25 protein-coding genes are annotated in these 22,611 nt (G+C 56.6%); 17 read left to right on the forward strand and 8 right to left on the reverse strand.

The window, feature by feature from the left end; genetic code table 11:
• Window positions 1-91: 91 nt before the first annotated feature.
• Complete coding sequence (locus ACI2JR_RS02005) at window positions 92-784, reverse strand: CTP synthase C-terminal region-related (seleno)protein (protein WP_132726670.1); 693 nt, start codon at window positions 782-784, stop codon at window positions 92-94.
• A gap of 194 nt (window positions 785-978) precedes the next feature.
• Here ACI2JR_RS02005 and ACI2JR_RS02010 point away from each other — a divergent pair, with 194 nt between their 5' ends.
• Together ACI2JR_RS02010 and ACI2JR_RS02015 are read left to right on the forward strand one after the other, a co-directional pair.
• Window positions 979-1,488 (forward strand): DUF523 domain-containing protein, encoded by a 510-nt coding sequence (locus ACI2JR_RS02010; RefSeq protein ID WP_462477737.1) that lies wholly within the window; start codon window positions 979-981, stop codon window positions 1,486-1,488.
• On the forward strand, window positions 1,475-1,822 hold the full coding sequence (locus ACI2JR_RS02015) for a DUF488 domain-containing protein (protein ID WP_132726672.1): 348 nt from the start codon (window positions 1,475-1,477) through the stop codon (window positions 1,820-1,822). Before ACI2JR_RS02010 ends, ACI2JR_RS02015 begins: the two co-directional genes overlap by 14 nt.
• 11 nt (window positions 1,823-1,833) lie before the next feature.
• Here the strand turns inward: ACI2JR_RS02015 and ACI2JR_RS02020 are convergent, their stop codons facing one another.
• A complete protein-coding gene (locus ACI2JR_RS02020; protein ID WP_462477708.1) occupies window positions 1,834-2,076 on the reverse strand; it encodes a DUF333 domain-containing protein in 243 nt (80 codons plus the stop codon).
• A gap of 503 nt (window positions 2,077-2,579) precedes the next feature.
• On the opposite strand from ACI2JR_RS02020, the gene ACI2JR_RS02025 reads away from it, so the two are divergent.
• A complete protein-coding gene (locus ACI2JR_RS02025) occupies window positions 2,580-2,681 on the forward strand; it encodes a YoaK family small membrane protein (protein ID WP_132726677.1) in 102 nt (33 codons plus the stop codon).
• 214 nt (window positions 2,682-2,895) lie between these two features.
• Complete coding sequence (locus tag ACI2JR_RS02030) at window positions 2,896-3,018, forward strand: hypothetical protein (RefSeq protein WP_132726680.1); 123 nt, start codon at window positions 2,896-2,898, stop codon at window positions 3,016-3,018.
• Window positions 3,019-3,061: 43 nt separating this feature from the next.
• On the opposite strand, the gene ACI2JR_RS02035 is transcribed toward ACI2JR_RS02030, so the two are convergent.
• The 4 genes from ACI2JR_RS02035 to ACI2JR_RS02050 all read right to left on the reverse strand — a co-directional run bounded on the left by ACI2JR_RS02035 (window position 3,062) and on the right by ACI2JR_RS02050 (window position 6,437).
• Window positions 3,062-3,325: a DUF2534 family protein gene (locus tag ACI2JR_RS02035; RefSeq protein WP_132726682.1), complete on the reverse strand. Its 264-nt coding sequence runs from the start codon at window positions 3,323-3,325 to the stop codon at window positions 3,062-3,064.
• Between the two features lie 126 nt (window positions 3,326-3,451).
• The gene (gene leuE / locus ACI2JR_RS02040) at window positions 3,452-4,090 is read right to left on the reverse strand and encodes a leucine efflux protein LeuE (protein ID WP_462477709.1); all 639 of its coding nucleotides are present in this window, start codon (window positions 4,088-4,090) and stop codon (window positions 3,452-3,454) included.
• A 91-nt stretch (window positions 4,091-4,181) separates the two neighbouring features.
• On the reverse strand, window positions 4,182-5,096 hold the full coding sequence (lpxP, locus tag ACI2JR_RS02045; protein ID WP_132726687.1) for a kdo(2)-lipid IV(A) palmitoleoyltransferase: 915 nt from the start codon (window positions 5,094-5,096) through the stop codon (window positions 4,182-4,184).
• Between the two features lie 546 nt (window positions 5,097-5,642).
• A complete protein-coding gene (locus ACI2JR_RS02050; RefSeq protein WP_132726690.1) occupies window positions 5,643-6,437 on the reverse strand; it encodes a class I SAM-dependent methyltransferase in 795 nt (264 codons plus the stop codon).
• Between the two features lie 264 nt (window positions 6,438-6,701).
• On the opposite strand from ACI2JR_RS02050, the gene fecI reads away from it, so the two are divergent.
• The 10 genes from fecI (at window position 6,702) to ACI2JR_RS02100 (ending at window position 18,221) form a co-directional block, all read left to right on the forward strand.
• Entirely contained in the window at window positions 6,702-7,223 is a 522-nt protein-coding gene (fecI, locus tag ACI2JR_RS02055) for a ferric citrate uptake sigma factor FecI (protein ID WP_132726692.1), read from the forward strand.
• Window positions 7,220-8,170, forward strand: a complete 951-nt coding sequence (fecR, locus tag ACI2JR_RS02060) for a ferric citrate uptake sigma factor regulator FecR (protein ID WP_462477710.1) — start codon at window positions 7,220-7,222, stop codon at window positions 8,168-8,170. Before fecI ends, fecR begins: the two co-directional genes overlap by 4 nt.
• A gap of 97 nt (window positions 8,171-8,267) precedes the next feature.
• Complete coding sequence (gene fecA, locus ACI2JR_RS02065; RefSeq protein ID WP_462477711.1) at window positions 8,268-10,598, forward strand: TonB-dependent Fe(3+) dicitrate receptor FecA; 2,331 nt, start codon at window positions 8,268-8,270, stop codon at window positions 10,596-10,598.
• A 76-nt stretch (window positions 10,599-10,674) separates the two neighbouring features.
• Complete coding sequence (locus ACI2JR_RS02070; protein ID WP_132726700.1) at window positions 10,675-11,577, forward strand: Fe(3+) dicitrate ABC transporter substrate-binding protein; 903 nt, start codon at window positions 10,675-10,677, stop codon at window positions 11,575-11,577.
• Window positions 11,574-12,572: an iron-dicitrate ABC transporter permease FecC gene (fecC, locus tag ACI2JR_RS02075; protein WP_462477712.1), complete on the forward strand. Its 999-nt coding sequence runs from the start codon at window positions 11,574-11,576 to the stop codon at window positions 12,570-12,572. Before ACI2JR_RS02070 ends, fecC begins: the two co-directional genes overlap by 4 nt.
• Window positions 12,569-13,522: a Fe(3+) dicitrate ABC transporter permease subunit FecD gene (gene fecD, locus ACI2JR_RS02080; RefSeq protein WP_462477713.1), complete on the forward strand. Its 954-nt coding sequence runs from the start codon at window positions 12,569-12,571 to the stop codon at window positions 13,520-13,522. The genes fecC and fecD overlap by 4 nt, the downstream gene beginning before the upstream one ends.
• Window positions 13,523-14,290, forward strand: a complete 768-nt coding sequence (gene fecE / locus ACI2JR_RS02085; protein ID WP_462477714.1) for a Fe(3+) dicitrate ABC transporter ATP-binding protein FecE — start codon at window positions 13,523-13,525, stop codon at window positions 14,288-14,290. It begins immediately after the preceding gene.
• A 342-nt stretch (window positions 14,291-14,632) separates the two neighbouring features.
• Entirely contained in the window at window positions 14,633-15,820 is a 1,188-nt protein-coding gene (locus ACI2JR_RS02090; RefSeq protein WP_462477715.1) for an HD domain-containing phosphohydrolase, read from the forward strand.
• Window positions 15,821-15,899: 79 nt separating this feature from the next.
• Window positions 15,900-17,681, forward strand: coding sequence for a sensor domain-containing diguanylate cyclase (locus ACI2JR_RS02095; protein ID WP_132726713.1), 1,782 nt, complete (start codon window positions 15,900-15,902; stop codon window positions 17,679-17,681).
• 276 nt (window positions 17,682-17,957) lie between these two features.
• A complete protein-coding gene (locus tag ACI2JR_RS02100; RefSeq protein WP_132726715.1) occupies window positions 17,958-18,221 on the forward strand; it encodes a hypothetical protein in 264 nt (87 codons plus the stop codon).
• Window positions 18,222-18,342: 121 nt separating this feature from the next.
• Here ACI2JR_RS02100 and ACI2JR_RS02105 read toward each other — a convergent pair whose 3' ends face one another.
• Together ACI2JR_RS02105 and ACI2JR_RS02110 are read right to left on the reverse strand one after the other, a co-directional pair.
• Window positions 18,343-18,951 carry a histidine phosphatase family protein gene (locus ACI2JR_RS02105; RefSeq protein WP_132726718.1) on the reverse strand — a complete coding sequence of 203 codons (609 nt, stop codon included), beginning with the start codon at window positions 18,949-18,951 and terminating at the stop codon, window positions 18,343-18,345.
• Window positions 18,948-19,991, reverse strand: coding sequence for a LacI family DNA-binding transcriptional regulator (locus tag ACI2JR_RS02110; protein WP_462477716.1), 1,044 nt, complete (start codon window positions 19,989-19,991; stop codon window positions 18,948-18,950). Before ACI2JR_RS02110 ends, ACI2JR_RS02105 begins: the two co-directional genes overlap by 4 nt.
• Before the next feature lie 184 nt (window positions 19,992-20,175).
• On the opposite strand from ACI2JR_RS02110, the gene hisD reads away from it, so the two are divergent.
• From hisD to ACI2JR_RS02125, 3 genes are all read left to right on the forward strand, one after another.
• Complete coding sequence (gene hisD / locus ACI2JR_RS02115; protein WP_263075379.1) at window positions 20,176-21,483, forward strand: histidinol dehydrogenase; 1,308 nt, start codon at window positions 20,176-20,178, stop codon at window positions 21,481-21,483.
• Window positions 21,484-21,493: 10 nt separating this feature from the next.
• Complete coding sequence (locus ACI2JR_RS02120; protein WP_462477717.1) at window positions 21,494-22,258, forward strand: SDR family NAD(P)-dependent oxidoreductase; 765 nt, start codon at window positions 21,494-21,496, stop codon at window positions 22,256-22,258.
• A 14-nt stretch (window positions 22,259-22,272) separates the two neighbouring features.
• The coding region (locus ACI2JR_RS02125) for an MFS transporter (protein WP_462477718.1) at window positions 22,273-22,611 on the forward strand (339 nt) is incomplete at its 3' end.

Below are 22,611 nucleotides of genomic sequence, written 5' to 3' on the forward strand. Positions count from 1 at the left end.
GCCGCCACGCGGCTGACGGCTTCACCTCCCCGACCAGCACCGCGTCCGGGGAGGTGAAGCCGTCCGGGAACGGCCTTAAGCCATGCTGAGGTTATTGAGCCGCGGTATGTAAAAACGCCTGTACCAGCGGCGATGGGCGCCCTTCCAGCGCGTTGCGTTCATGCTGGAACAATGTCGCCACAAAGAACGGATGGGTGACCAGTTCCACCGCCCGAATCTCCCCCTCTTCATCCCAGCCGGTCACCCGCAGGTCGCCCTGCTCCAGCTCACGGGCAAAGTCGTCAGCAATGCCGTAGTTACAGTGGTAACCCTCTTCGATTTTATCGCGGCCGTAGGCCCGGGCAATCAGGGTATTCGCGCGCAGTTCAATCGTATCCGACTTTTCAACCAGCGAGCAGCTTAACGGCGCAATGATCATGCGCCCTTCGGTGTCGGTTTCCGCATGCGCCGCATCTTCCCAGCCCATCACGTTACGCGCATATTCGATAATCGCGTGCTGAAAGCCCCCGCAGGTACCGAGGAAAGGGACGCTATTTTCGCGGGCATGACGAATGGCGATAAACGCGCCCTCGGCGTTCTTGTACGGGCTGGCGGGAACCAGCCAAATCGCGTCGTAATCGGCAACGGCGTCGGCATGATGAATATCGCTGGTTGCCAGCCAGTCATAGCGAACGGGCAGTTCCAGCACGGCGGCGGCATCATCGATAGCAAGGGGAATCGCTTTATGTGCAATCACGTCGGGATGGTAGTCGCCAACCAGGGCAATACGCAGGGGGGTGTTCATAGCAGGGTCCTTATGTCAGGGCGTTTTTCGGTCAACACAAGGAGCCTCAGATTAGCGATCTCCTGCGCGGAACACAATCCTTATTTTATCTCGTAACTGTCCGACGCATCGCCATATTTGGTTGCTTTCGGTTCGGGCAATTTACCTTGAGAGGCGCTATTGTATAGCGCAGAGGAGATATCGTGGACGGAATGATGAAGAGCAAGATTCTGGTCAGCGCCTGCCTGATGGGTTTTCAGGTGCGCTATAACGGTAGTGATAAAGCACAGCTCGCCGAAACGCTGGCCCGCTGGCAGCGCGACAACCGGCTGGTGATTCACTGCCCGGAACTGGCCGCCGGTTTGCCGGTTCCCCGACTCCCGGCAGAAATTCTCAACGCCCAGGGAGCGGATGTGATGCGGGATCGCGGGCGCATCGTCGAAAGCAACGGCCATGACGTTACCGCCCACTATCAGCTGGCCGCCTGGCTGGCATTGCGGGCCGCTCAGGAAGCCGGCTGTGCAGCCGCATTGTTGACCGACGGCAGCCCCACCTGCGGCAGCCAGTTTATCTATGATGGCACCTTCAGCGGGCAGAGAAAGCCGGGTTCCGGCGTTGCCGCCGCTCTGCTGCGCGAGCACGGCATTACGGTTTTTTCCGACCGGCAAATACCCCAGCTGCTTGCCTGGATGGCACAAAAGGAGAACAGCGATGATTCAGTGTAAACGCGTTTACGATCCGCCAGAAACCAGCGATGGCTATCGTGTGCTGGTCGACCGGCTCTGGCCGCGAGGCATCAAAAAAGAGGCGCTGCGCTACGATGAATGGTGTAAATCACTCACCCCTTCGTCGGCGCTGCGTAAAGCGCTGCACGGTGAGGCCATCGATTTTACCCACTTCACTCAACAGTACCGCGAGGAGCTCGATGCCCATCGCGACGAAGGGCTGCGCCTCGCCGCGCTGGCTCGCCAGCAGCCGTTAACCTTGCTGTATGCCGCGAAAGATACCCGGCAAAATCACGCGCGGGTGCTGGCAAACTGGCTGGAAAATCTCGCCTGATCGCGGGGCGATTACGACTTCGCGGGATGGTCGCGCCGCCATAACTCCCATTCGTCGAGCGTTTCACCGCCGGGCAGTTTGCAATCTGAGCGTACGCCCTGCGGGGTCTGTACCGGGATCAGGTTCCCCCCCTGCTGGGTACAGTAAACCGAAGCCGGGTTAGCCATACCGATGGACTGCGGCGGAGGCGGCGCATCCTGTTGTTGCGCGCACCCCGCCAGGGCCAGCGGCAGCATAATGGTCATCCACTTCATATTGACTCCTTCTTTGCACAGAGCACTCATTCGCCCTGATTCTTCATGGTTTCTCCATTTTAACTACACTTTTGCCCCTTAGAGTAGCGCTTGTTCTCAGGCTGACCAGAGAACAGATCATTCCATAATCAATGAGTTTTCCCCGCCGCCCCCGGCGGGGCTTTTTTTTCCTTCCCCTTACCGCTGTTCCCGCAGCCCATGATCTAACCTTCGTTGCATCTGCGATTGTTCTTCGCAGTAAATCGCAGCCTATCGGCTGGCGCTAACGCCCGATGATGGGAATTGTACGTTCATATTGACTCAGATGCGGGAATATCCAGTATGATAGCCAGGTTATCCTTCAGGCGGCCTCTATGCTGGCGGCGGATTTTCCACGCTATTCCGGGCCCGCGTTGCGCAAGCCAGGCCGCGGGAACCCGCATTTTCTCAGCGCAAATCAGGCTTGATGCGCCTGAAGGGGTCGGTGTTTAACAGACGTAACTTTGAGTTTCAGGGGCAATATAATGAGAGTGGGTATTCTTTTTCCGGTGGTTATCTTTATCGTCGCCGTTGTTTTTCTCGGTTGGTTTTTTGTCAGCGGTTATGCGGCTCCGGGCGGCGCGTAATGAAAAAAAGCACCATGCTGATGATTATCATCGCCATCATCGCCCTCGCTGGCGTTCAGTTCGGCTGGTGGTAATCGTTGCGACACTTTTTTTCACTCGTGCAATATTGCAGAGTTGTCTTATCCACTCAATAAGTTAGCGCGATACACTCACTTCCTCAGCCGATTCCGCAAGCCCATTGCCAGCGGACGGCAGGCAACCGGAGAAGTGAGAAATGAAAAAACCGATCGTGTTATCGTTGATTCTTGCGCTATGCACGCTGTTATCGGGATGCATTGTTGATCATGGTTATCACCACAGGCACCACCACCATCATTATGACGGTCGAGGCTGGTGATCGCAGAGTGGAACAAGGCGAACGTGAGTTCGCCTTGTTTTATTTAGTCCTGGCGGTCAGAACCTAAAAAGAAGAAGCCTAGCGGAATAGAAAATAGCAGGGTAAACACGATGCTGTAAACGGTCACCATCGCCCCTTGCAGGAAGAACATTGACGTACTCCATTCTGAGTACGGCATATTGTATTCACTGACGACGCCACCGAACGTCGCGCGTCCGACCACGGTGAGCGCGATGGCAAACACAATCCCTATTGCCAGGAAGAATTTCTTACTGTTTTTATTGCTGGTAAGTTTTTGCAGAATCATCCGGGTTCCCTTTTCTCTGACCGATAATCGGCTGTATATGTAACATCAATGCAATAAAAATTGAAGGTTTTTTGTTACAATACAGAGGTTAACACTGCCGGGCCGGTATGAATACCGGCCGCGCCATTACGATTGCAGGGTAGCCAGACGGGCGGCAAAACCGACAAAGACCAGACCAATCAGGCTGTTGCCAATTTTCGCCAGTTTCTTTTTCGTTTTCACATAGCGGGTGACGAAGGAGCCGGAGAGAATTAAAAAACTCATATACATGAAGCTAATCACTTCCAGCGTCAGCGCAAGGATAAAGAACGCCACTCCCGGCGTTCTGGCGTTAACGTCGATGAACTGGACGAAAAACGAGACATAGAAAAGAATCGCTTTGGGGTTGGTCAGGCTCATGGTCAGCGAGCGTTTCAGAATCGCGCTCCCCGGTTCCGCGCCGGCATCGGCCTGCCCTTCCCGCTGGGTCAGCACCGCATAAAGCATCTTACCACCGAGCCACAGCAGATAAATCGCCCCCAGATAGCGAACGATATTAAACAGCACCGGCGTGGTCTTAATCAGGGTTGCGACACCGGCAAAAGCCAGCAGCATCAGCACCGCATCACCGATAAACACCCCGGCCGCCGCCAAATACCCCTTTTTAACCCCGTGAGCAATGCCGGTTTTGAGGACAAAAAAGGTATTGGGGCCCGGAACCAGAATGATAAAAATCGCCCCGACCAGATAGGTCAGATAATTCAATACACCAAACTCAGCGAACACACTGCACTCCTTCGCGTTCAACAAAAAACATGATCGCGCTCACGTTAACGCAACTGTCGTGATTTTGAAAGCGCTTACCGTGCTTGTTGACTTAGTAGAGTGAAGCTTCACCCAGCGGCCGGGTTTTGAAACGACGATGGACCCACAGGTACTGCTCCGGCGCGCGCAAAATCTCTTTTTCGATGACTTTGTTGATATAGCTGGCCGCATCCTGTTTATCCTCACCTGGATAATCATTCAGCACATCGCTGATATGCAAGGTGTAACCTTTTCTGTCCATTTTGCGCACCATGCTGATACTCAGCATCTTCGCCCCGGAGAGTCGGGACAGCACATAGGTACCGTTAGTGGTTGCCGCCTGAGGGACCGAGAAAAACGGCGCAAAAACGCTGCCTTTAGGACCGTAGTCCTGATCCGGGGCAAACCATACCGCTTCCCCTGCTTTCAGCGCATGCACCAGGCCGGATAAATTACGGCGATCGATCATCGCTTTATTCGAACGCAGGCGCCCGCGGGTTTGCACCCATTCCATCAGCGGACTGTTATGCGGCCGATAGGTCGCCATCATCGGACGGCATAACCCCATGGTACGGCCGCCAAGCTCCAGCGACATAAAGTGCACGCCTACGACCATCACGCCTTGTTCGGCGCAAAGCGCTTTGCTCAGGTTGTCGAAGCCTTCAACGTTAAACCATTTCTTGACCCGTTCGTCGCTCCAGAACCAGGCCATCCCGGTCTCAATAAGCCCCATTCCCAGCGACATGAAGTTTTGCTCGATCATCTTTTCACGCGCCTGCAGCGCCATGTCGGGAAAACAGAGTTCGAGGTTGCGACGGGCAATATGCTCCCGGCGCTTAAGGAAACGACGTGACGCCTTGCCCGCGCTGGTACCAATGATATGCAACAGCGGGTAGGGTAATTGCACGATTAACCACAGGATTGAGAGGCCGAACCAGGTTCCCCAGTTGCGAGGGTGCAGAAGACTTTTATTAAAAGCGCAAGACATGATTATTCCTGTAAACGTCTGGAAATGAGGTAGCGCTTAAGGAAAAAACGAAGTCCCTTCATCAGTCGTTAGGCGGTACGTATAGCAAGTATGACAATAGTAATCCGGTGAAATTCACTCCGGCAAGTAAAAAACAACTTCAACCGAAAAAAACACAATACCCGCACACTTGTAACAAAATGTAAAATAAAGCTCAGTCGTTTATTACAAATATTTACGAGTATAACCGTTCTCAAGCTAATCATTCAGCAGATGAGCACACAGATGACAAAATAGCCGCTCGGTTAGCCATCACGATGCCGGCGCAGCCCCCTTCACTGCTGGCGTTGCCGGCATCATCGCGCGTTTTCCCTGAATCAGGTAATAATACCGTTGCCCGGAATATATTGGCCTCTGACTGATTGCCGGGAGGGTCAATGGGAATATCCCTTAACCGCTTTTCATAAGAAAAACTAATTATCAATATCGCGTATGAATTAAGAATTACCTTATTTTACTTTACTGACATTAAATGACGCTCAGATGAATTCACGCTCTTCCATGCATTTATTTCAGACGATCGCTTCCAGCCGTCGCATCTTTAACTGAACAACAGGCGATAAAATTCAGACGCCGCTTTTGACTTTGAAAAAAACGCATCATCGCCAAAAATCGCGGGCGATTCTCACGTTTCAACAGGCCATTACAGACAATTTTTAGCGCCTGTTTAACGCCTTCATCTTTGATAAGCCCCCGCGGCGACATCAGTGACATCGGCCCGTGATGACAGCGAAAGGTCGTGAAGCCGCCGCGGGCGAACAGCCCCTGCCAGCCTTCCCGACTCAGGGGGCTAACGTGAGATTTCACTACGCCCTGCAACGTCATTCTGGCGTCTTCTTCCAGCATATTCTCGGTATACATAATATCGTGGGTCAGCAACCGACCGCCGGGTTTAAGGACCCGATAATATTCCGCCACCAGCTTTTCTTTGGCTTTATCGGCATACATCGTCAGCATCGCCTCATTAATCACCACATCGAATGTGTTATCGGCAAACGGTAAACGGCTGGCGTTGGCTTCCATCACGATGACCTTATTATCCACCCCTTCCCTGACAATGTTTTGTCGGGCTTTCGCCAATGCCTCTTTATCCATATCGATGGCATACACGCAGCAGGCAAAACGTTTCACCAACGCAACCGAGGTGGTCCCCATATTACAGGCTACCTCCAGTACCTTACCGTCAGATGACAGACTGGCCTGCTGAAACAGCCACTCCGTTGCTTCTATTCCGCCCGGGCGTAAGCGGGTTTTGCCCAGGCTGGCCAAAAAGGTATGGCCGGCTTTGTCACTCGCATTCATCGTCACCTCCCAAAAAGATGCATTATAAATACATCATTATGATTGATGAGGGAATGGTGAGAATGAATTTTATTTGCATTGACGCCCGGTACTGGAGATTTCCGCCTGCACAGGTGAAAAAGATCGCAATGTAATTAAAATAGTTAACAATTACTTATAGTCACTATTGCGTTTTCCTCTGCTGCCGGCGGTGGGTTTCAATTGTAATGAGAACCATTCTCATATTAACATATCCCCTATTGTCCACCTGTTCCGAACCCGGTTATGTCCCAGCCTACCGCCACCGCCGCCCCGTTGACGCTTGCGTCGCTTTATCACGCCCACCATGGTTGGCTGAAGAACTGGCTGACCCGCAAGCTGCAATCCTCCTTCGATGCCGACGATGTCGCCCAGGATACCTTTCTGCGGGTGATGGGCGGTGAATCCTTAATCACCATCCGCGATCCTAAATCTTTTCTCTGTACCATCGCCAAACGGGTGATGATCGATCTGTTTCGCCGCAACGCGCTGGAGCGCGCCTGGCTGGAGATGATCGCTCAACTGCCGGAAGAGCTGGCCCCCTCCCCCGAGCTGCAGCAAAGCCAGCTCGAAACGTTGCAACAGATAGACGCCATGCTGGATGGTCTGAGCAGGAAAGCCCGCGAGGCCTTTTTGCTTTCTCAGCTTGAAGGTCTGACCTATGCCGAGATCGCCGGACGGCTGGCGGTATCGGTCAGTTCGGTGAAAAAGTACGTGGCGAAAGCGACCGAGCATTGTCTGCTTTTTCGCCTGGAGCATGGACTATGAGCGGCGCGACATTAAGTGAATCCCGTCGTCAGGCGCTGCGTTCCGCTTCGCACTGGTATGCGGTATTAAGCGATGGCCGCGCCAACCCGCAGCAGGAAGCGCGCTGGCAGCAGTGGTATGAGCAGGACCACGATAATCAATGGGCGTGGCAACAGGTGGAAAACCTGCGCCAGCAGATGGGGCAGCTCCCCGGCGGTCTCGCCAGCCGGACTCTCAACGACAGCCGCCTCGCGCGCCGTCAGGTGCTGAAAGGGTTGCTGTTGCTGGTTGCCGCCGGCGGCGGCTGGCAGCTGTGGCGCAGCGAGCTGGCGGAAGGGCTACGCGCGGATTACCGTGCGGCAAAAGGGATGGTTCTGCGCCGCACGCTCGAAGATGGCACCCAGCTCACGCTCAATACCGACAGCGCAGCCGACGTTCTTTTCGACGCGCGGCAGCGCCTGGTGCGCCTGCGCTACGGCGAAATCGCCATCACCACCGCCCGGGACAGCCGTCAGCGGCCGTTTCGCGTCCAGACTCGCGACGGGCTGCTCACCGCGCTGGGGACGGAGTTTAGCGTCCGCCAGTTTACCGATGAGACGCGCCTGACGGTACAACAGCATGCCGTTGAGGTGCGACTGGCGAACGGGCAGCGCAAAATTATCCACGCCGGCGAAAGCCAGTGGTTTAGCCGCGACCTCTTCTCCCGCCTCCTGCCGCTTAACAGCGGCGAGGAGAGCTGGGCGCAGGGCGTGCTCAGTTTCCGCGACCAACCCTTACACGAGGCGATCGCCACCTTGTCCCGCTATCGTCCCGGCGTTTTGCGCTGCGATCCCGCCGTCGCCGGTTTACGGCTGAGCGGCACTTTCCCGCTGGGCAATACCGACGCGATACTGCACATTATCGCGCAGACGCTGCCGGTAAAACTGCAGTTCACGACCCGCTATTGGGTCACCGTTATTCCCGCCTGAGAAAAAAACAGAAAAAATTCTCATTCTCCATTATCCCTTTTTCCCTGCTCGTTCGACTTGATAGATGAAGACAACCAAAAACGATCATGGAGAACACATGACAGCTTTTCGCATTTTACGCAAACCGATGCCTCTGGTAATGGCAATCCGTTTCGGCCTGCTGCCGCTCGTGGGACTGACCGTCGCGCCGGCGTTTGCCGCCGCACAGTTTGACATTGCCGCCGGGGATTTAGACACCGCACTTAACCAATATGCCATCCGCAGCGGGATCTCGCTGTCGGCGGACGCCAGCCTGACACGCGGTAAACACAGCGACGGTCTGCACGGCAGTTATGATGTCGAAGCGGGTCTGCAAACGCTGCTCAGCGGCAGCGGCCTGCAGCTCAAATCGCTGGGCAATAACGCCTGGACGCTGGAACCCGCTGCGGTCAATAGTGAATCGACGCTGACGGTGGTCGGCGACTGGCTCGGCGATGCGCGGGAAAATGATGTCTTTGAACACGCCGGCGCCCGCGATGTTATCCGCCGTGAAGATTTCGCCAAAACCGGCGCCACCACCATGCGCGAAGTGCTGAACCGCATTCCTGGCGTCAATGCGCCGGAAAACACCGGTACCGGTAGCCACGACCTGGCGATGAACTTCGGTATTCGCGGCCTTAACCCCCGCCTCGCCAGCCGCTCCACGGTATTGATGGACGGCATTCCGGTACCTTTCGCGCCTTACGGCCAGCCTCAGCTGTCGCTGGCTCCGGTGTCGCTCGGGAATATGGATGCGGTGGACGTCGTCCGCGGTGCCGGCGCTGTGCGCTACGGGCCGCAAAGCGTAGGCGGCGTCGTCAACTTCGTCACCCGCGCCATTCCGCAGGATTTTGCTATCGCCGGCGGTGTGGAGGGTCAGCTCAGCCCGACCTCTTCACAAAACAATCCCAAAGAGACCCACAACCTGATGTTCGGCGGGACGGCCGATAATGGTCTGGGCGCCGCCCTGCTCTATTCCGGCACCCGCGGCAGCGACTGGCGTGAGCACAGCGCCACGCGTATTGATGACCTGATGCTGAAAAGCAAATATGCGCCGAACGAGGTGCATACCTTTAACAGCCTGCTGCAATACTACGATGGCGAAGCCGATATGCCCGGCGGCCTCTCCCGCGCCGACTATCATGCCGACCGCTGGCAGTCCACCCGGCCAAACGATCGTTTCTGGGGACGTCGCCAGCTCGCCAGCCTCGGCTACCAGTTCCAGCCGGACGCGCAGCATAAGTTCAACATTCAGGGCTTCTATACCCATACCCTACGCAGCGGCTATCTGGATCAGGGGAAAAACACCACGCTTTCCCCGCGTGAATACTGGGTCCGCGGAGTTGAGCCGCGCTACAGCCAGAGCTTTATGATCGGCCCATCCGCGCATGAAGTCGGCGTCGGCTATCGCTACGTCAATGAATCCACGCACGAGATGCGCTACTACGCCACTACCGCCAGCGGCGAGCTGCCGAGCACCGCCAGCCCTTACGATCGCGATACCCGTTCCGGTACCGAGGCGCACGCCTGGTATATCGACGACCGCATTGATATTGGCAACTGGACGATCGTCCCGGGCATGCGTTTCGAGCACATCGAGTCATACCAGAACGACAGTCTGAAAGGCACTCACCAGCAGGTCAGCTATAACGCTCCGCTGCCGGCGCTGAACGTACTTTATCACCTCACTGACAGCTGGAATCTTTATGCCAATACCGAAGGATCGTTCGGCACCGTACAGTACAGCCAGATTGGCAAGGCTGTGCAAAGCGGCAATGTGGAGCCGGAAAAAGCCCGCACCTGGGAAGTCGGCACCCGCTACGACAACGGCGCGCTGAGCGCGGAAATGGGGCTGTTTCTGATTAACTTTAATAATCAGTACGACTCCAACCAGACTAACGATACCGTCACCGCACGCGGCAAAACCCGCCACAGCGGGCTGGAAGCGCAAACCCGCTACGATCTCGGCGATCTTAATCCACGGCTGGAAAACCTGTCGGTCTATGCCAGCTATGCCTACGTGAATGCTGAAATTCGCGAGAAAGGCGATACCTACGGCAATCAGGTTCCATTCTCACCGAAGCATAAAGGGACCCTGGGAGTGGACTATAAGCCAGGCAGCTGGACGTTCAACCTCAATAGCGACTTCCAGTCCAGCCAGTTCGCTGACAACGCCAACACCGTGAAAGAGAGTGCGGACGGCAGTAACGGGCGTATTCCCGGATATATGCTGTGGGGGGCGCGCGTGGCTTACGATTTCGGGCCGCAGATGGCCAATCTCAACCTCGCATTCGGCGTGAAGAATATTTTCGACCATGAGTATTACACCCGCTCATATGACGATAACAACAAAGGCATTTATGCCGGTCAGCCGCGCACCTTGTATCTGCAGGGTTCGATGAAGTTCTGACGGTGTTCTGTCGCCGCCCCGCCCCTGGGGCGGCGAGGATAGCTGGCGTTTTTAATCGTCTTTTGCCGGAGTGAGTATGTTGACCTGTTTACGTCTCCTTTTGACCGGTTTGCTGGTGTGCAGCTTGCCGGCGTTTGCCGTCACCGTTAAGGATGAACACGGCGTATTTTCCCTTGATAAGGTACCGCAGCGTATCGTGGTGCTGGAACTCTCCTTTGCCGACGCGCTGGCGGCGGTCGACGTCTCTCCCGTTGGGATTGCCGACGATAGCGATCCCACGCGTATTTTGCCGGAGGTCCGCGCGCACCTGAAACCGTGGCAGTCCGTCGGTACCCGCGCTCAGCCCTCCCTGGAAGCCATCAGCGCTCTGCATCCCGATGTGATCATCGCCGACAGCAGCCGACACCGGGGAATTTACGCCACCCTGCGGCAAATCGCGCCGGTCCTGCTGCTGAAATCGCGCAACGAAACCTATACCGGGAATCTGGCTTCGGCGGCCATTATCGGCCAGGTCGTGGGTCGCGAAGCGCAGATGCAGGAGCGCCTGGCGCGGCACCACCAGCGGATGGCCGATTTCGCCCGCCGCCTTCCCGCCGGGGCGGAGGTCGTTTTTGGTACCTCCCGCGAACAGCAGTTCAACCTGCATTCCCGCGAAACCTATACCGGCAGCGTCCTCAGCGCGCTGGGGCTGAAGGTCCCGGCCGCCATCGGCGGCGCGCCGATGGCGGCCATCAATCTTGAGCAGTTGCTGGCTATCAACCCACGGTGGCTGCTTGTCGCGCATTACCGTACGGAAAGTATCGTGCGCAAATGGCAGCAGGACCCGCTATGGCAGATGCTGCAGGCGCAGCAACAACATCAGGTGGCCGCCGTTGACAGTAACAGCTGGGCGCGGATGCGCGGCATTTTTGCCGCCGAACGCATTGCTGGCGATCTGGTCAACCTCGTTCACCATCAGGCGGTCGACGTAACGCCATGAAGCCTTCGCATTCCACGGCGTGGATCTGGGGCCTGCCGCTGCTGACGCTGGCGGGCCTGTTCTGGTGGAGTCTGTTTTGTTATTCAGCGATAGCGATTTCACCGCTGGAGGCCCTGCAGGCTCTGTTCGCCCCTGCAAAGCCGTCCCTTGCGCAGGCGCTGGTGCTTAATCTTCGGCTGCCGCGTAGCCTGGTGGCGCTGCTGCTTGGCGCGAGCCTGGCGTTCTCCGGGACGCTGCTGCAGACCCTGACCCATAACCCGCTGGCCTCACCGTCACTGCTCGGGATTAATAGCGGCGCGGCGCTGGCGATGGCGTTAACCAGCGCCCTGAGTCCGGCACCGCTGGCGGGCTATTCGCTGGCCTTAATCGCCGCCTGCGGCGGCGGCATCAGCTGGCTGCTGGTGATGACCGCAGGCGGCGGCTGGCGTCATGAGCAGGATCGCAACCGGCTGATTCTTGCCGGTATCGCCCTTTCCGCTCTGTGTATGGCGTTGACCCGGCTCACGCTGCTGCTCGCAGAAGATCAGGCCTTCGGGATTTTGTTCTGGCTGGCGGGAGGCGTTTCTCACGTGCGCTGGCCGGAATTCTGGCAGCTTTTCCCCCTTGCGCTGCTGATTATCCCCGCGGTGTTGGTTTTCGCCCACGCGCTGAATTTACTCAACGTCAGCGATACGGCGGCCCATTCGCTCGGAGTGAACCTGCCGCGCCTGCGGCTACTTATCCATCTCGCGGTGCTGCTGTTGACCGGGGCCTGCGTCAGCGTGGCCGGTCCGGTCGCATTTATCGGCCTGCTGATGCCGCATCTCGCCCGCCTGTGGGTGGGCCACGATCGCCGACGCTTACTTCCGATGAGCGCGCTATTGGGGGCGGCCGGTATGCAGCTGGCCGATATTCTCGCCCGGGCGCTGGCCTGGCCTGGAGAGCTGCCGGCGGGTGCGGTGCTGGCGCTGGTTGGCGCCCCCTGCTTTGTCTGGCTGGTCAGGAGGAGCGGATGAAAACGCGGTTCTGTCTCCTGCTGCTGGCGCTGCTCATTCTAACCGGGTTGTCACTGCGGATGGGGGCGATTGCCCTGCCCTGGCGCGCATTGTTCGACGGCTGGCGCGCCGATAGCGAATTCCATTATGTCCTGATGCAATATCGCCTGCCGCGGGTGGTGCTGGCGGTGATTGTCGGCGCCGCGTTAGCCGTCTCCGGGGTGCTGATTCAGGGCATTGTCCGCAACCCGCTGGCGTCGCCGGATATTCTTGGCGTCAATCACGCCGCCAGCCTGGCGTCGGTCACCACCCTCTATTTTCTGCCGACATTATCGCCCATCTGGCTGCCGGCTCTGGCCTTCGTCGGCGGAATGGCGGCGATGCTGGCGCTGGTCGCGCTGGCAGGTTTCTCCCGACCAATGCGCCTGGCGTTAAGCGGGGTGGCGCTGTCGGCATGCTGGGCCAGCATCACCGACTATCTCCTGCTGTCGCAGCCGCAGGAGATCAACAACGCGCTGCTGTGGCTGACCGGCAGTCTGTGGGCCAGAGACGGTTCATTCGTCATCATCGCTCTGCCGATTCTGGCGATTTTGCTGCCGTTGAGCCTCGTTCTGAGTCGCGATCTTGATCTGCTGGCGCTGGGCAACGACCGTGCCGGAACGCTTGGCGTCAATATCATACGCCTCAACGTTTATGGCCTGCTCCTGGCGGTCGCCCTGGCTTCGGTGGGCGTCGCGGTATGCGGCCCGATCGCCTTTATCAGCCTGGTGGTGCCTCATCTCATGCGGCGTTTGACGGGCGCAAGCCATCGCTATCTGCTGCCATATTCAGCGCTGATGGGTGGGCTGGTACTGCTGCTGGCGGATCTGCTGGCGCGAACGCTGCATCCCCCGATGGAACTGCCGGCGGGCGTATTAACCGCGATTATCGGCGCCCCGTGGTTTATCTGGTTACTTGTGAGAATGCGTTGAATGGAACTAAAAACGGAAGATCTGACCGCCGGCTACGGCGCAAAACGGATTATCGAAGGACTCAGCCTGACGCTTCCCGCGGGAAAAGTCACCGCCCTGCTGGGGCCAAACGGCTGCGGTAAATCCACGCTGCTAAAATGTTTCTCACGGCTGCTGACGCCGACGGCGGGGAAAATATGGCTGGACGATCGCCCGCTCTCCGTCTTAAGCCCTCGTCAATTGGCCCGCCACCTGGCGCTGCTGCCTCAGCAACATCTGACGCCAGAAGGGATCACCGTGCGCGAACTGGTCGGGTATGGCCTCAGCCCGTGGCTCCCGCTGTGGGGGCGACTCACCGCCCAGGATCATCTGCGCGTCGAAGCAGCCCTCGCCCGAACCGGCGTAGCCGCCCTTGCCGAACGGCCGCTCAGCGCCCTTTCCGGAGGGCAGCGGCAGCGCGCCTTTCTGGCGCTAATCCTGGCCCAGGATACGCCGCTGGTGTTGCTCGATGAGCCGACCACCTGGCTGGATATCAATCATCAGGTGGAGTTAATGAAGCTGATGCGCGAGCTACAGCAGGCCGGTAAAACGGTGGTCGCGGTGCTGCACGATCTCAACCAGGCCAGCCGTTACTGCGACCATCTGGTGGTGCTGGAGCGCGGTCAGCTGCAGGCCGAAGGCGACCCGGAAAGGGTGCTGACGCCCGCGCTGTTACGCGAAGTGTTCCGGCTTGAGGCCGAAATTCATCCTGAGCCGATCTCGCGCCGCCCGATGTGCGTGGTGAAATAGCGCCAGTCCCGCCGGTGCGTTATCCATCAGTTTGCCGGAGCGATATATCGTTCATTGTCTACCAACGTGACGGCGGATTAGCCCGGAGCGCGGACCACAATGTATTTTCTTTTCACCGGCAAAATGATTAACTAACGGTCACTCAAGGCTTTTTCACTTTTGCGCACGCCGTTGACGCCATCGCGCTCCGGCAATGCATATCTGGGCAAATGGAAAAACGGCAGGATTCACGCGCTCACCCTTTCATATCGCACTGGCGATCGCTCATCACGATTAATTTATCGCGGCACACACGACCAGAATGAAACGATATTATCCCGGTCATGCGGATGGAGAAAAACGATGCGTCTCGCCTTAAAATCAGCATTGATGCTAACTACGCGCGTTATAGCGATAATCAACCCCGAATTACAGCTGCATATGCAGCGAACGGCGTTAATCGCCCTCGAACTTGCGCTGGCGCTGCGATTGTCGCGCCAGCAGCAGCAAACGATCTTTTGCGCCGCGCTGCTTCATGATATCGGCGTCCTGGGCGATAAGCGGGTTATCACCTCGCTGAATGACATTGATAATATTGAAGATCCTCACCAGGGTCGTGGCGCGGAAATGCTCGCAGGGTTGCCCACCTTTGCCCCTGTCCTGCCGATTATTCGCCATCATCATTTTAGCCCGACGCATACCGGGAGCCAGGAAGAGCATATTGTCTATTTTGCCGACGTTTTCGAACGTCTGCTGTCATCCAGGGATGGTGCGGTGGAATGTCAACCCGCGGTTATCATTGCTACCTTCCGCTCGCTGTACCAGCAGATTGATCCGCAGCTTTGCCATACCCTGTGTCAGCTCGCGCAAAAAGAGCATTTCTGGCAGCACCTTCACCCCGGGCATATCCAGAGGATGCTGGAAATTATCGGCCCGATTAACGATCGGTATATCGATATTGCTGGTCTGAAAGATATTTGCTTATTGATAGCTAATATTGTCGACACTTACAGCAGCTTCACCGCCAGCCACAGTATTATGGTCGGCGAAATATCCTACCGGCTCGCCGCCTGGCTGGGGCTTGCGAAAAGAGAGTGCCAAAAAATAGAGATTGCCGGCTATTTGCACGATATTGGTAAAATTAATATCCCGCTGGCGATTCTGGAAAAACAGGGGGAACTCACCCCCGCAGAACGGCTTGCGGTGCGCGAGCATAGTTATATGACCGGCGAAATTCTCAGCGCCTTTAACGAACTTGGCGACATCATAAACTGGGCGGCGAACCATCACGAAAAGCTCGATGGCAGCGGTTATCCCCTGCATCTGAATCAGGATTACCTTCAGCTCCCCGATCGCATCATCGCCATTGCCGACATTTTTACCGCGCTGACCGAAGATCGCCCCTATCGCATCGCGATGCCTTATCAGGAGGCGTTACAGCTGATAGAGAACGATGTTATAAATGGCGCGCTGGATAAAGATGTCTTTTGCGCCTTACGCCAGCATGCGGCATCGCTGCACCGCCGCATTATCGGTAAAAAATGCCGCTAGCCCCCGCCGTCCGCGGGCAGGTCAGGGCTCTATAATTAAAAAAAACATCCTTTATTCATCTGCACGCAAGGAAAAAACGGTGAGAATCGCCACCATGACCAACTGGGCCTACGGGATCACCGTTTGCCTGACTATTACCTCCGGCATTGCGATGCTGATGGCTTCTAACGCGGAGACGGCTGAACGCCAGGCGGTACAACAGCGACAGGTATTCGATGGGTTGACCGAAGCGGTGGAAACCGATGCCTGGGCGCTTTCAGATCTTGCGCGAGCCTATGTTATTAACAAAAATCCGCAGGTTTTGCAGGAGTACCGCCAGAAGGCTGGTTCACTGACCTCGATTGAGCGCCGTCTGGCGAAGCTCAAAGATCGGGGCGCGACGCCCCAGGAGCTGGCTCTGCTGCGCGACGGACTACAGGTTGCGGATGATCTGCAGGATGAACAGCAGGCGGCGCTCAACAACGTCGCCCGCGGGGCAGAAAAAGAGGCCGTCAATCTGCTCTACGGTAAACCCTATGAACAGGAACTGGACCGGGTTCAGACGCAGATCGATCACTTCCGGCTCATGCTGGAAGGTCGGGCCAACAGCGCCATCGTCCAGGCCACTGAAAAATCGCATACCTGGCGCAGGTTATCAGAACTGATGGTCGGCCTGACGGCGTTGATGTTTCTGTTTGTGCTCGGTTTTATTTTGCAGCGCCGGGTACTGTATCCGGTGGTTCGCTTAAGCGATGTCGTGCAGCGGCTTGCATCGCAGGATTATGCCGTCGAGCCGCCGCATTTCACCCAGATCGATGAAATTGGCGATATGGCCCAGGCGATTCGCATTTTCCGCGAAAATGGGCTGGCGCGTCAGCGTCTTGAGCAAGAGCGGGACGCCGACTGGGCGATTCGGGAACTGCTGGCCCGCATGACGCAGCGCCTGCAAGGCTGCGAATCCTACGAGGATGTCATTAAGGTCGCCGAACTCTTCGCCCCCAATATCGCCCCCGGCGTACCGGGGCGACTCTATATTCTCGACGCCGATCCCTGGCAGATGCGCTGCGTCGCCGGGTGGCTTTCTCCTCCCGACGAACCTGCGGTTTTTTATCCCGATAACTGCTGGGCCGTGCGTCGTGGGCAGAGTCATCCTCCGGTTAATGGTGAACCGGACATCGCCTGCTATCACCTGCCTGAATCAGACGGCGCTCAATCGCTTTGCGTACCTATGATTGCCCAGGGCGAAGCCATCGGTCTGCTCTCCTTTAGCAACGTGACCGCGGCCACGGCCCCTTCCCGCGCCTATCTGGAACTGATGGCCGAAGCGCTGGGCCTGGCGCTGGCCAATCAGCGCCTGCGCAGCGCATTACTGGAAAAAGCGCTGTTTGACTCGCTCACCGGGTTGCGCAATCGTCACCATCTGGATGATGCCCTGCATACGCAAATTAATCTGGCGATCCATAACAACACTCCGCTGAGCTGCCTGATGATCGACATCGATCACTTTAAAGCGATCAACGATCAATATGGTCATGAAGCGGGCGATCTGGTGATCAAAAACGTGGCCGCGATTGTGCAGCGCGCGGTCCGCGATACCGGTATGGCGTTTCGCTATGGCGGAGAGGAGTTTCTGGTATTGCTGGCCACCCCTGAAGAGCCCGCACAGGCCTGCGCGCAGGAGATTTATAACAACGTACGCAATCTGACCTTACGCTATGGCCCTGACGACATCGGCCAGATCGATGTCTCTATCGGCATCGCCAGCTTCCCGCAGCACGCGCAAAGCGACAGCCTGCTGCGCGCCGCGGATGCCGCGCTCTATCGCGCCAAGGAGCAAGGCCGCTCGAGAATTGTCAGTTTCGGTATGCTGAAGACCGACTGATGCGGATTCCGCAGGGGGAGCGATCGCCTCCTCCTGCCGGTCAGGTCGCCGCGTTCTTCAGCCACATTAGCTTCGCCCCCACACACTTCCTTCCGACACTCCCCCATTAAAACCTTTTTAATTCATTAACCTACGATATAAATTCGATTTACAGCACAAATGATAATTATTATCATATGCTAATACATGCTACCAACCCGCTGTATATTTTACTTTTTTTGCATCATTTGCCCACATGGAGCACTTCACCGTGGGCTTTTACTCAAAGGATGATTTATGAAGACGAAATGCATACTCACCGCAGGCCTGTGTATTTTTCTGGCGGCGTGTTCTGACGGGGGGATTTCGCCGGATGGCGAGGATGCACCGGAGGCGTTCAGAATTTGTCAGGGGCTGAGCTGCAGCCAATCCCCCACCGGCAAACCGGGCCAGCTCGAAACGTATAAACCGACAAGGGAAGAACGAAATCGTATCCAGCGCGGTGAGTCGCCCAATTTTGGCTCCGAATCGATCAGCATCGGCGGCACCATCCCGTGGTAGCCCTTCCCGGCGCTCATCTGCTGCATTCCACCTTGCACTGGTTGTGATATATGCACCGGGCTGCCGGACGGTGATGTTCGGCGACTAAGCGCGGTTTAATGGTCATCAGGGGATAAGAGCCTTATCCCCTGTTCAGCAGATGGGTCGCTATCCCCCATTTTACCAGGGACAACTTCCCGTCGGCAGATTGCAGAATCGAGTAGCTGCCGTTCAGGTGCCCGTATTGTTGAAAATTCTCCGGCCCCTGACCGTGGAGGGTGGCGATAACCGCCTGGATCACCTGTCCATGGGAGACCACGCACACGCAGTCATCCGTCGACCTGCCGATATCAAGCAGCGCGGCCATCGTTCTGCCTGCCGCATCAATCAGCGACTCACCGCCTTCGGGGGTCACCTGCGGATGCCCAGAATAAATGGCATCAAACAGCCTTTGCTGGTCTGCATTAAGCTGATTGCCGACCGTTCCCTCCAGTGGCCCCAAACCACGTTCAATCAGCCGGGGATCAAAGCGGATCGCACAGGCAAAATGCGCCGCTATCTGCATCGCCGCCGCTGCGGCTCTACCCGCGGTAGAAGAGACGACCCGCTCGATGTTCTCGCCCTTCAGGGCATCGATCAGCGCCGCGATTTGCTGACGCCCGCGTTCGCTCACCGGACTATCGCGATGCCCCTGCAGGCGGCCGACGCGGTTCCACTCTGTTTCACCATGTCTGACAAGTAATATTTTCATTTACTACATTGGGTTACGGGTGAAGCGGGGACGCGTGCGCTTTTGCGCACAATGAGTTTACCGGCCAGCTCCTGCTGTACCGCCGGCGCGCCGGTCTGCGCAAATTGCTGCGTAATAATACGCACCGCTGAAGCCACCATCTCATCGATGGGTTGCACATAGGTCGTCAGATTGAATAGCGGCCATTCCGCCATCGCAATATTATCAAAACCAATAATCGAAATGTCCTGCCCCGCAATCAGGCCAAACTCTCCTACCGCCACGTTTAATGCCCCTATCGCCATAATATCATTTGCGCAGAATACGCCGTCCGGGCGACCATTTTTATCATTAAGCAGATCGCGCATCGCCACCATCGCCGTTTCCACGCGATACAGGCCCTGGACGCGCAGCGGAGGGGGGAGTCCATGCCAGTGTAAACGTTTGGTGAAACCCTGCTCACGATCGCGGCTGGTCGATGAGATATCGAGCCCGGCAATAAATGCGAGCCGTCTATGCCCTGCCGCCACCAGAAAATCGGCAATTTGCTCCCCACCATGAATGTTATCGCTGGTGACGCTGGATACGTTTTTACTGGCGTTTTTACGGTTGAGCAACAGAACGGGCAAACCGTTTTGCTGACACTCTTCGGCAAAGTGCGAAGAGAGCATCGTGGACACTAAAATTAGCGCCTCGACCCGATGACGCAATATATCTTCCAGGATAGGGTCGGTGTCGCCATCGTTGTCCATCGAAAAGAGCAGCACGCTGTAGCCCAACGCCTTGAAAGCATGCGCCAGTTCATCCACCAGCCCGGCATAAAACGGATTCATCAAACCTGGCACCACCACGCCGATAAGATTAGAACGGCGGGTAATCAACGATCGGGCCACAAAGCTCGGGCGGTATCCGAGCTGCGCGGCGGCATTCTTGATCTTTTCACGAGTTGCCGCCGAAACCTTCCCTCCTTCGGTGAACGCACGCGACACCGCAGATTGTGAAACGCCGGCCAGCTTCGCGACATCATAGCTGGTTACCGGACGGCGTATACGTTCAACCATTGAGAATTCCCTCCTGACAGAAATAGCGTGGCTCCATTATGGGTGATTGAAGCGCCGATGCATAATTTTTGCGATCCGCGTTGCATTCGAATGCATTTGCAGTTTCTTTTCACGGTCACTCGGACCTATTATTGATTGCATTCGAATTCATTCATCGCAGTTTATATTCAGGGAGTACACCATCATGGCTAAATGGCTCAAACAGGGCAGCGAGGCTGAAGCGATTAAATCTGCAGACCGCAAAGTGCGGGAAACCGTAGAAAGTATTTTGGCCGATATTGCCGAACGAGGAGATGCCGCCGTGCGTGAACTCTCCATTCGTTTCGACAACCTCGACCGCGACAGCTATCGTCTGAGCGCCGAAGAGATTGCCGCCTGCTATGAGCAGTTGTCAGAACGTGATATTGCCGATATCGCCTTTGCCCAGCAGCAGGTACGTAATTTTGCCCAACACCAGCGTGACAGTATGCGGGATATTGAGGTAGAAACATTACCGGGCGTAATCCTGGGGCACAAAAATATCCCGGTCAATGCCGCGGGCTGCTACGTTCCGGGGGGAAAATATCCTCTGCTGGCATCGGCGCATATGTCCGTAATCACGGCGAAAGTGGCCGGCGTCCCGCGTATCGTCACCTGCGCGCCGCCGTTCAATGGTAAACCGGCTCCGGCGATCGTGGTCGCCCAGCATATGGCAGGCGCCGATGAGATCTATTGCCTTGGCGGCATCCAGGCCGTCGCCGCCATGGCAATTGGCACAGAATCAATTGCCCCGGTCGATATGCTGGTGGGGCCGGGTAATGCCTTTGTGGCTGAAGCCAAACGCCAGCTGTTCGGCCGCGTCGGCATCGATCTGTTTGCCGGTCCAACGGAAACGCTGGTGATCGCCGATGACAGCGTTGACGGTGAACTCTGTGCGACGGATTTGCTTGGTCAGGCCGAGCATGGGCCGGATTCTCCGGCGATTCTGTTGACCACGTCAGAAAAACTGGCGCGAGAAACGCTTGCCGAAATCGAGCGTTTGCTGACGATCTTACCTACCGCCGATATCGCTCGTCAGTCATGGGCGAAATTTGGTGAAGTTATCGTCGCGCAGAACGATGAAGAGATGCGGGAGATCGCCGATGGCCTGGCCTTCGAACACGTACAGGTCATGACCCGTAACCCGGATTGGTTCTTACAGAATTTGCGTAATTTCGGCGCATTGTTCTTAGGGCCGCGCACCAACGTCGCCTATGGCGATAAGGTGATCGGTACCAACCATACCCTGCCAACCCGGCAGGCCGCCCGCTATACCGGCGGTTTGTGGGTAGGGAAATTTCTCAAAACCTGCTCCTACCAGAAAGTGCTTACCGATGAAGCATCGGCATACGTTGGCGAATACTGCTCTCGTCTCTGTGCGCTCGAAGGGTTTAGCGGTCACGGTGAGCAGGCGAACGTCCGCGTACGCCGCTACGGACACCGGGATGTGCCCTACGCTGGCATTGTTGAATAAGGATCTGAATATGACGCTGCCTAAAACCCCCAGTTTTCGCCTGGATGGCAAACGCGCCTTAGTGACCGGAGGATCTCGTGGCATCGGCTATGCGGCAGGGCTGGCCCTGGCGGAGGCCGGTGCTGAAGTATGGATTGCTGCGCGTAACCGCGCGCAGCTGGATCTCGCCGTCGATACGGCCGGCCAGTCCGGTCTGAAACTGCATCCGGTGGTAGTCGATATTACGCAACCCATTGAGGTACAGCGGATCATCGACCCGCTTCCCGCATTTGATATTCTGATCAACAGCGCAGGACTTGCCCGACATCAGCATTTTACCGATGTCAGCCAGGAAAACTACGATGCCGTCATGGACGTTAACGTCCGCGCCACGTTTTTTGTATCACAGCAGGTAGTGCGCCGGATGAAAGACGCCGGCATTAAGGGGTCCATTGTGCATATCTCATCACAAATGGGACACGTCGGCGGGCCGATGCGCAGCGTCTACTGCGCATCAAAATTTGCATTAGAAGGCCTGACCCGCGCGATGGCCATTGAATTAGGCCCGGACGGCATTCGTGTCAACACCCTGTGTCCAACGTTTATTGCAACCGAACTCTCGCAGACTTCCCTTGCCGATCCCGCATTTCATCAGCACGTTCTGAGCAACATCAAACTCGGACGCCTGGGACAGCTGGAAGATATTATGGGACCGGTCGTATTCCTTGCTTCACCGGCGGCAGCAATGATTACCGGCACCGCATTATTAGTCGATGGCGGCTGGACCGCATCCTGAATCTGGAGGTTATTATGTCCCTGCAACTACTGCGTCGTGATGTCCTGCTGTTCTTTATTATCAGCCTGCTGTTTTTTGTCAGCATTCATGCCTTCGACCCTTTTCTCGCCCCTTACATCTCCTCCCTCAACGTTGAGGCGCGGACCATGGGCGTGATTATCGGCGCTACCGGACTCGCTTCCATGCTTCTCCGTTTCCCCACCGGTATCCTCTCCGACCGTTTCCACAACCGTAAACGCATTATTCAGCTCGGGCTGCTGTTCACTATCCTCTCCTGGCCGGTGGTCTTCTTTCACCCCACCCCGGAGACCCTTTTTATCGCCAAGCTCGCCGACGGCGTCACCAGCGCAACA

Source organism: Klebsiella sp. NPDC088457, assembly GCF_044900465.1.
Taxonomy (GTDB): Bacteria; Pseudomonadota; Gammaproteobacteria; order Enterobacterales; family Enterobacteriaceae; genus Klebsiella.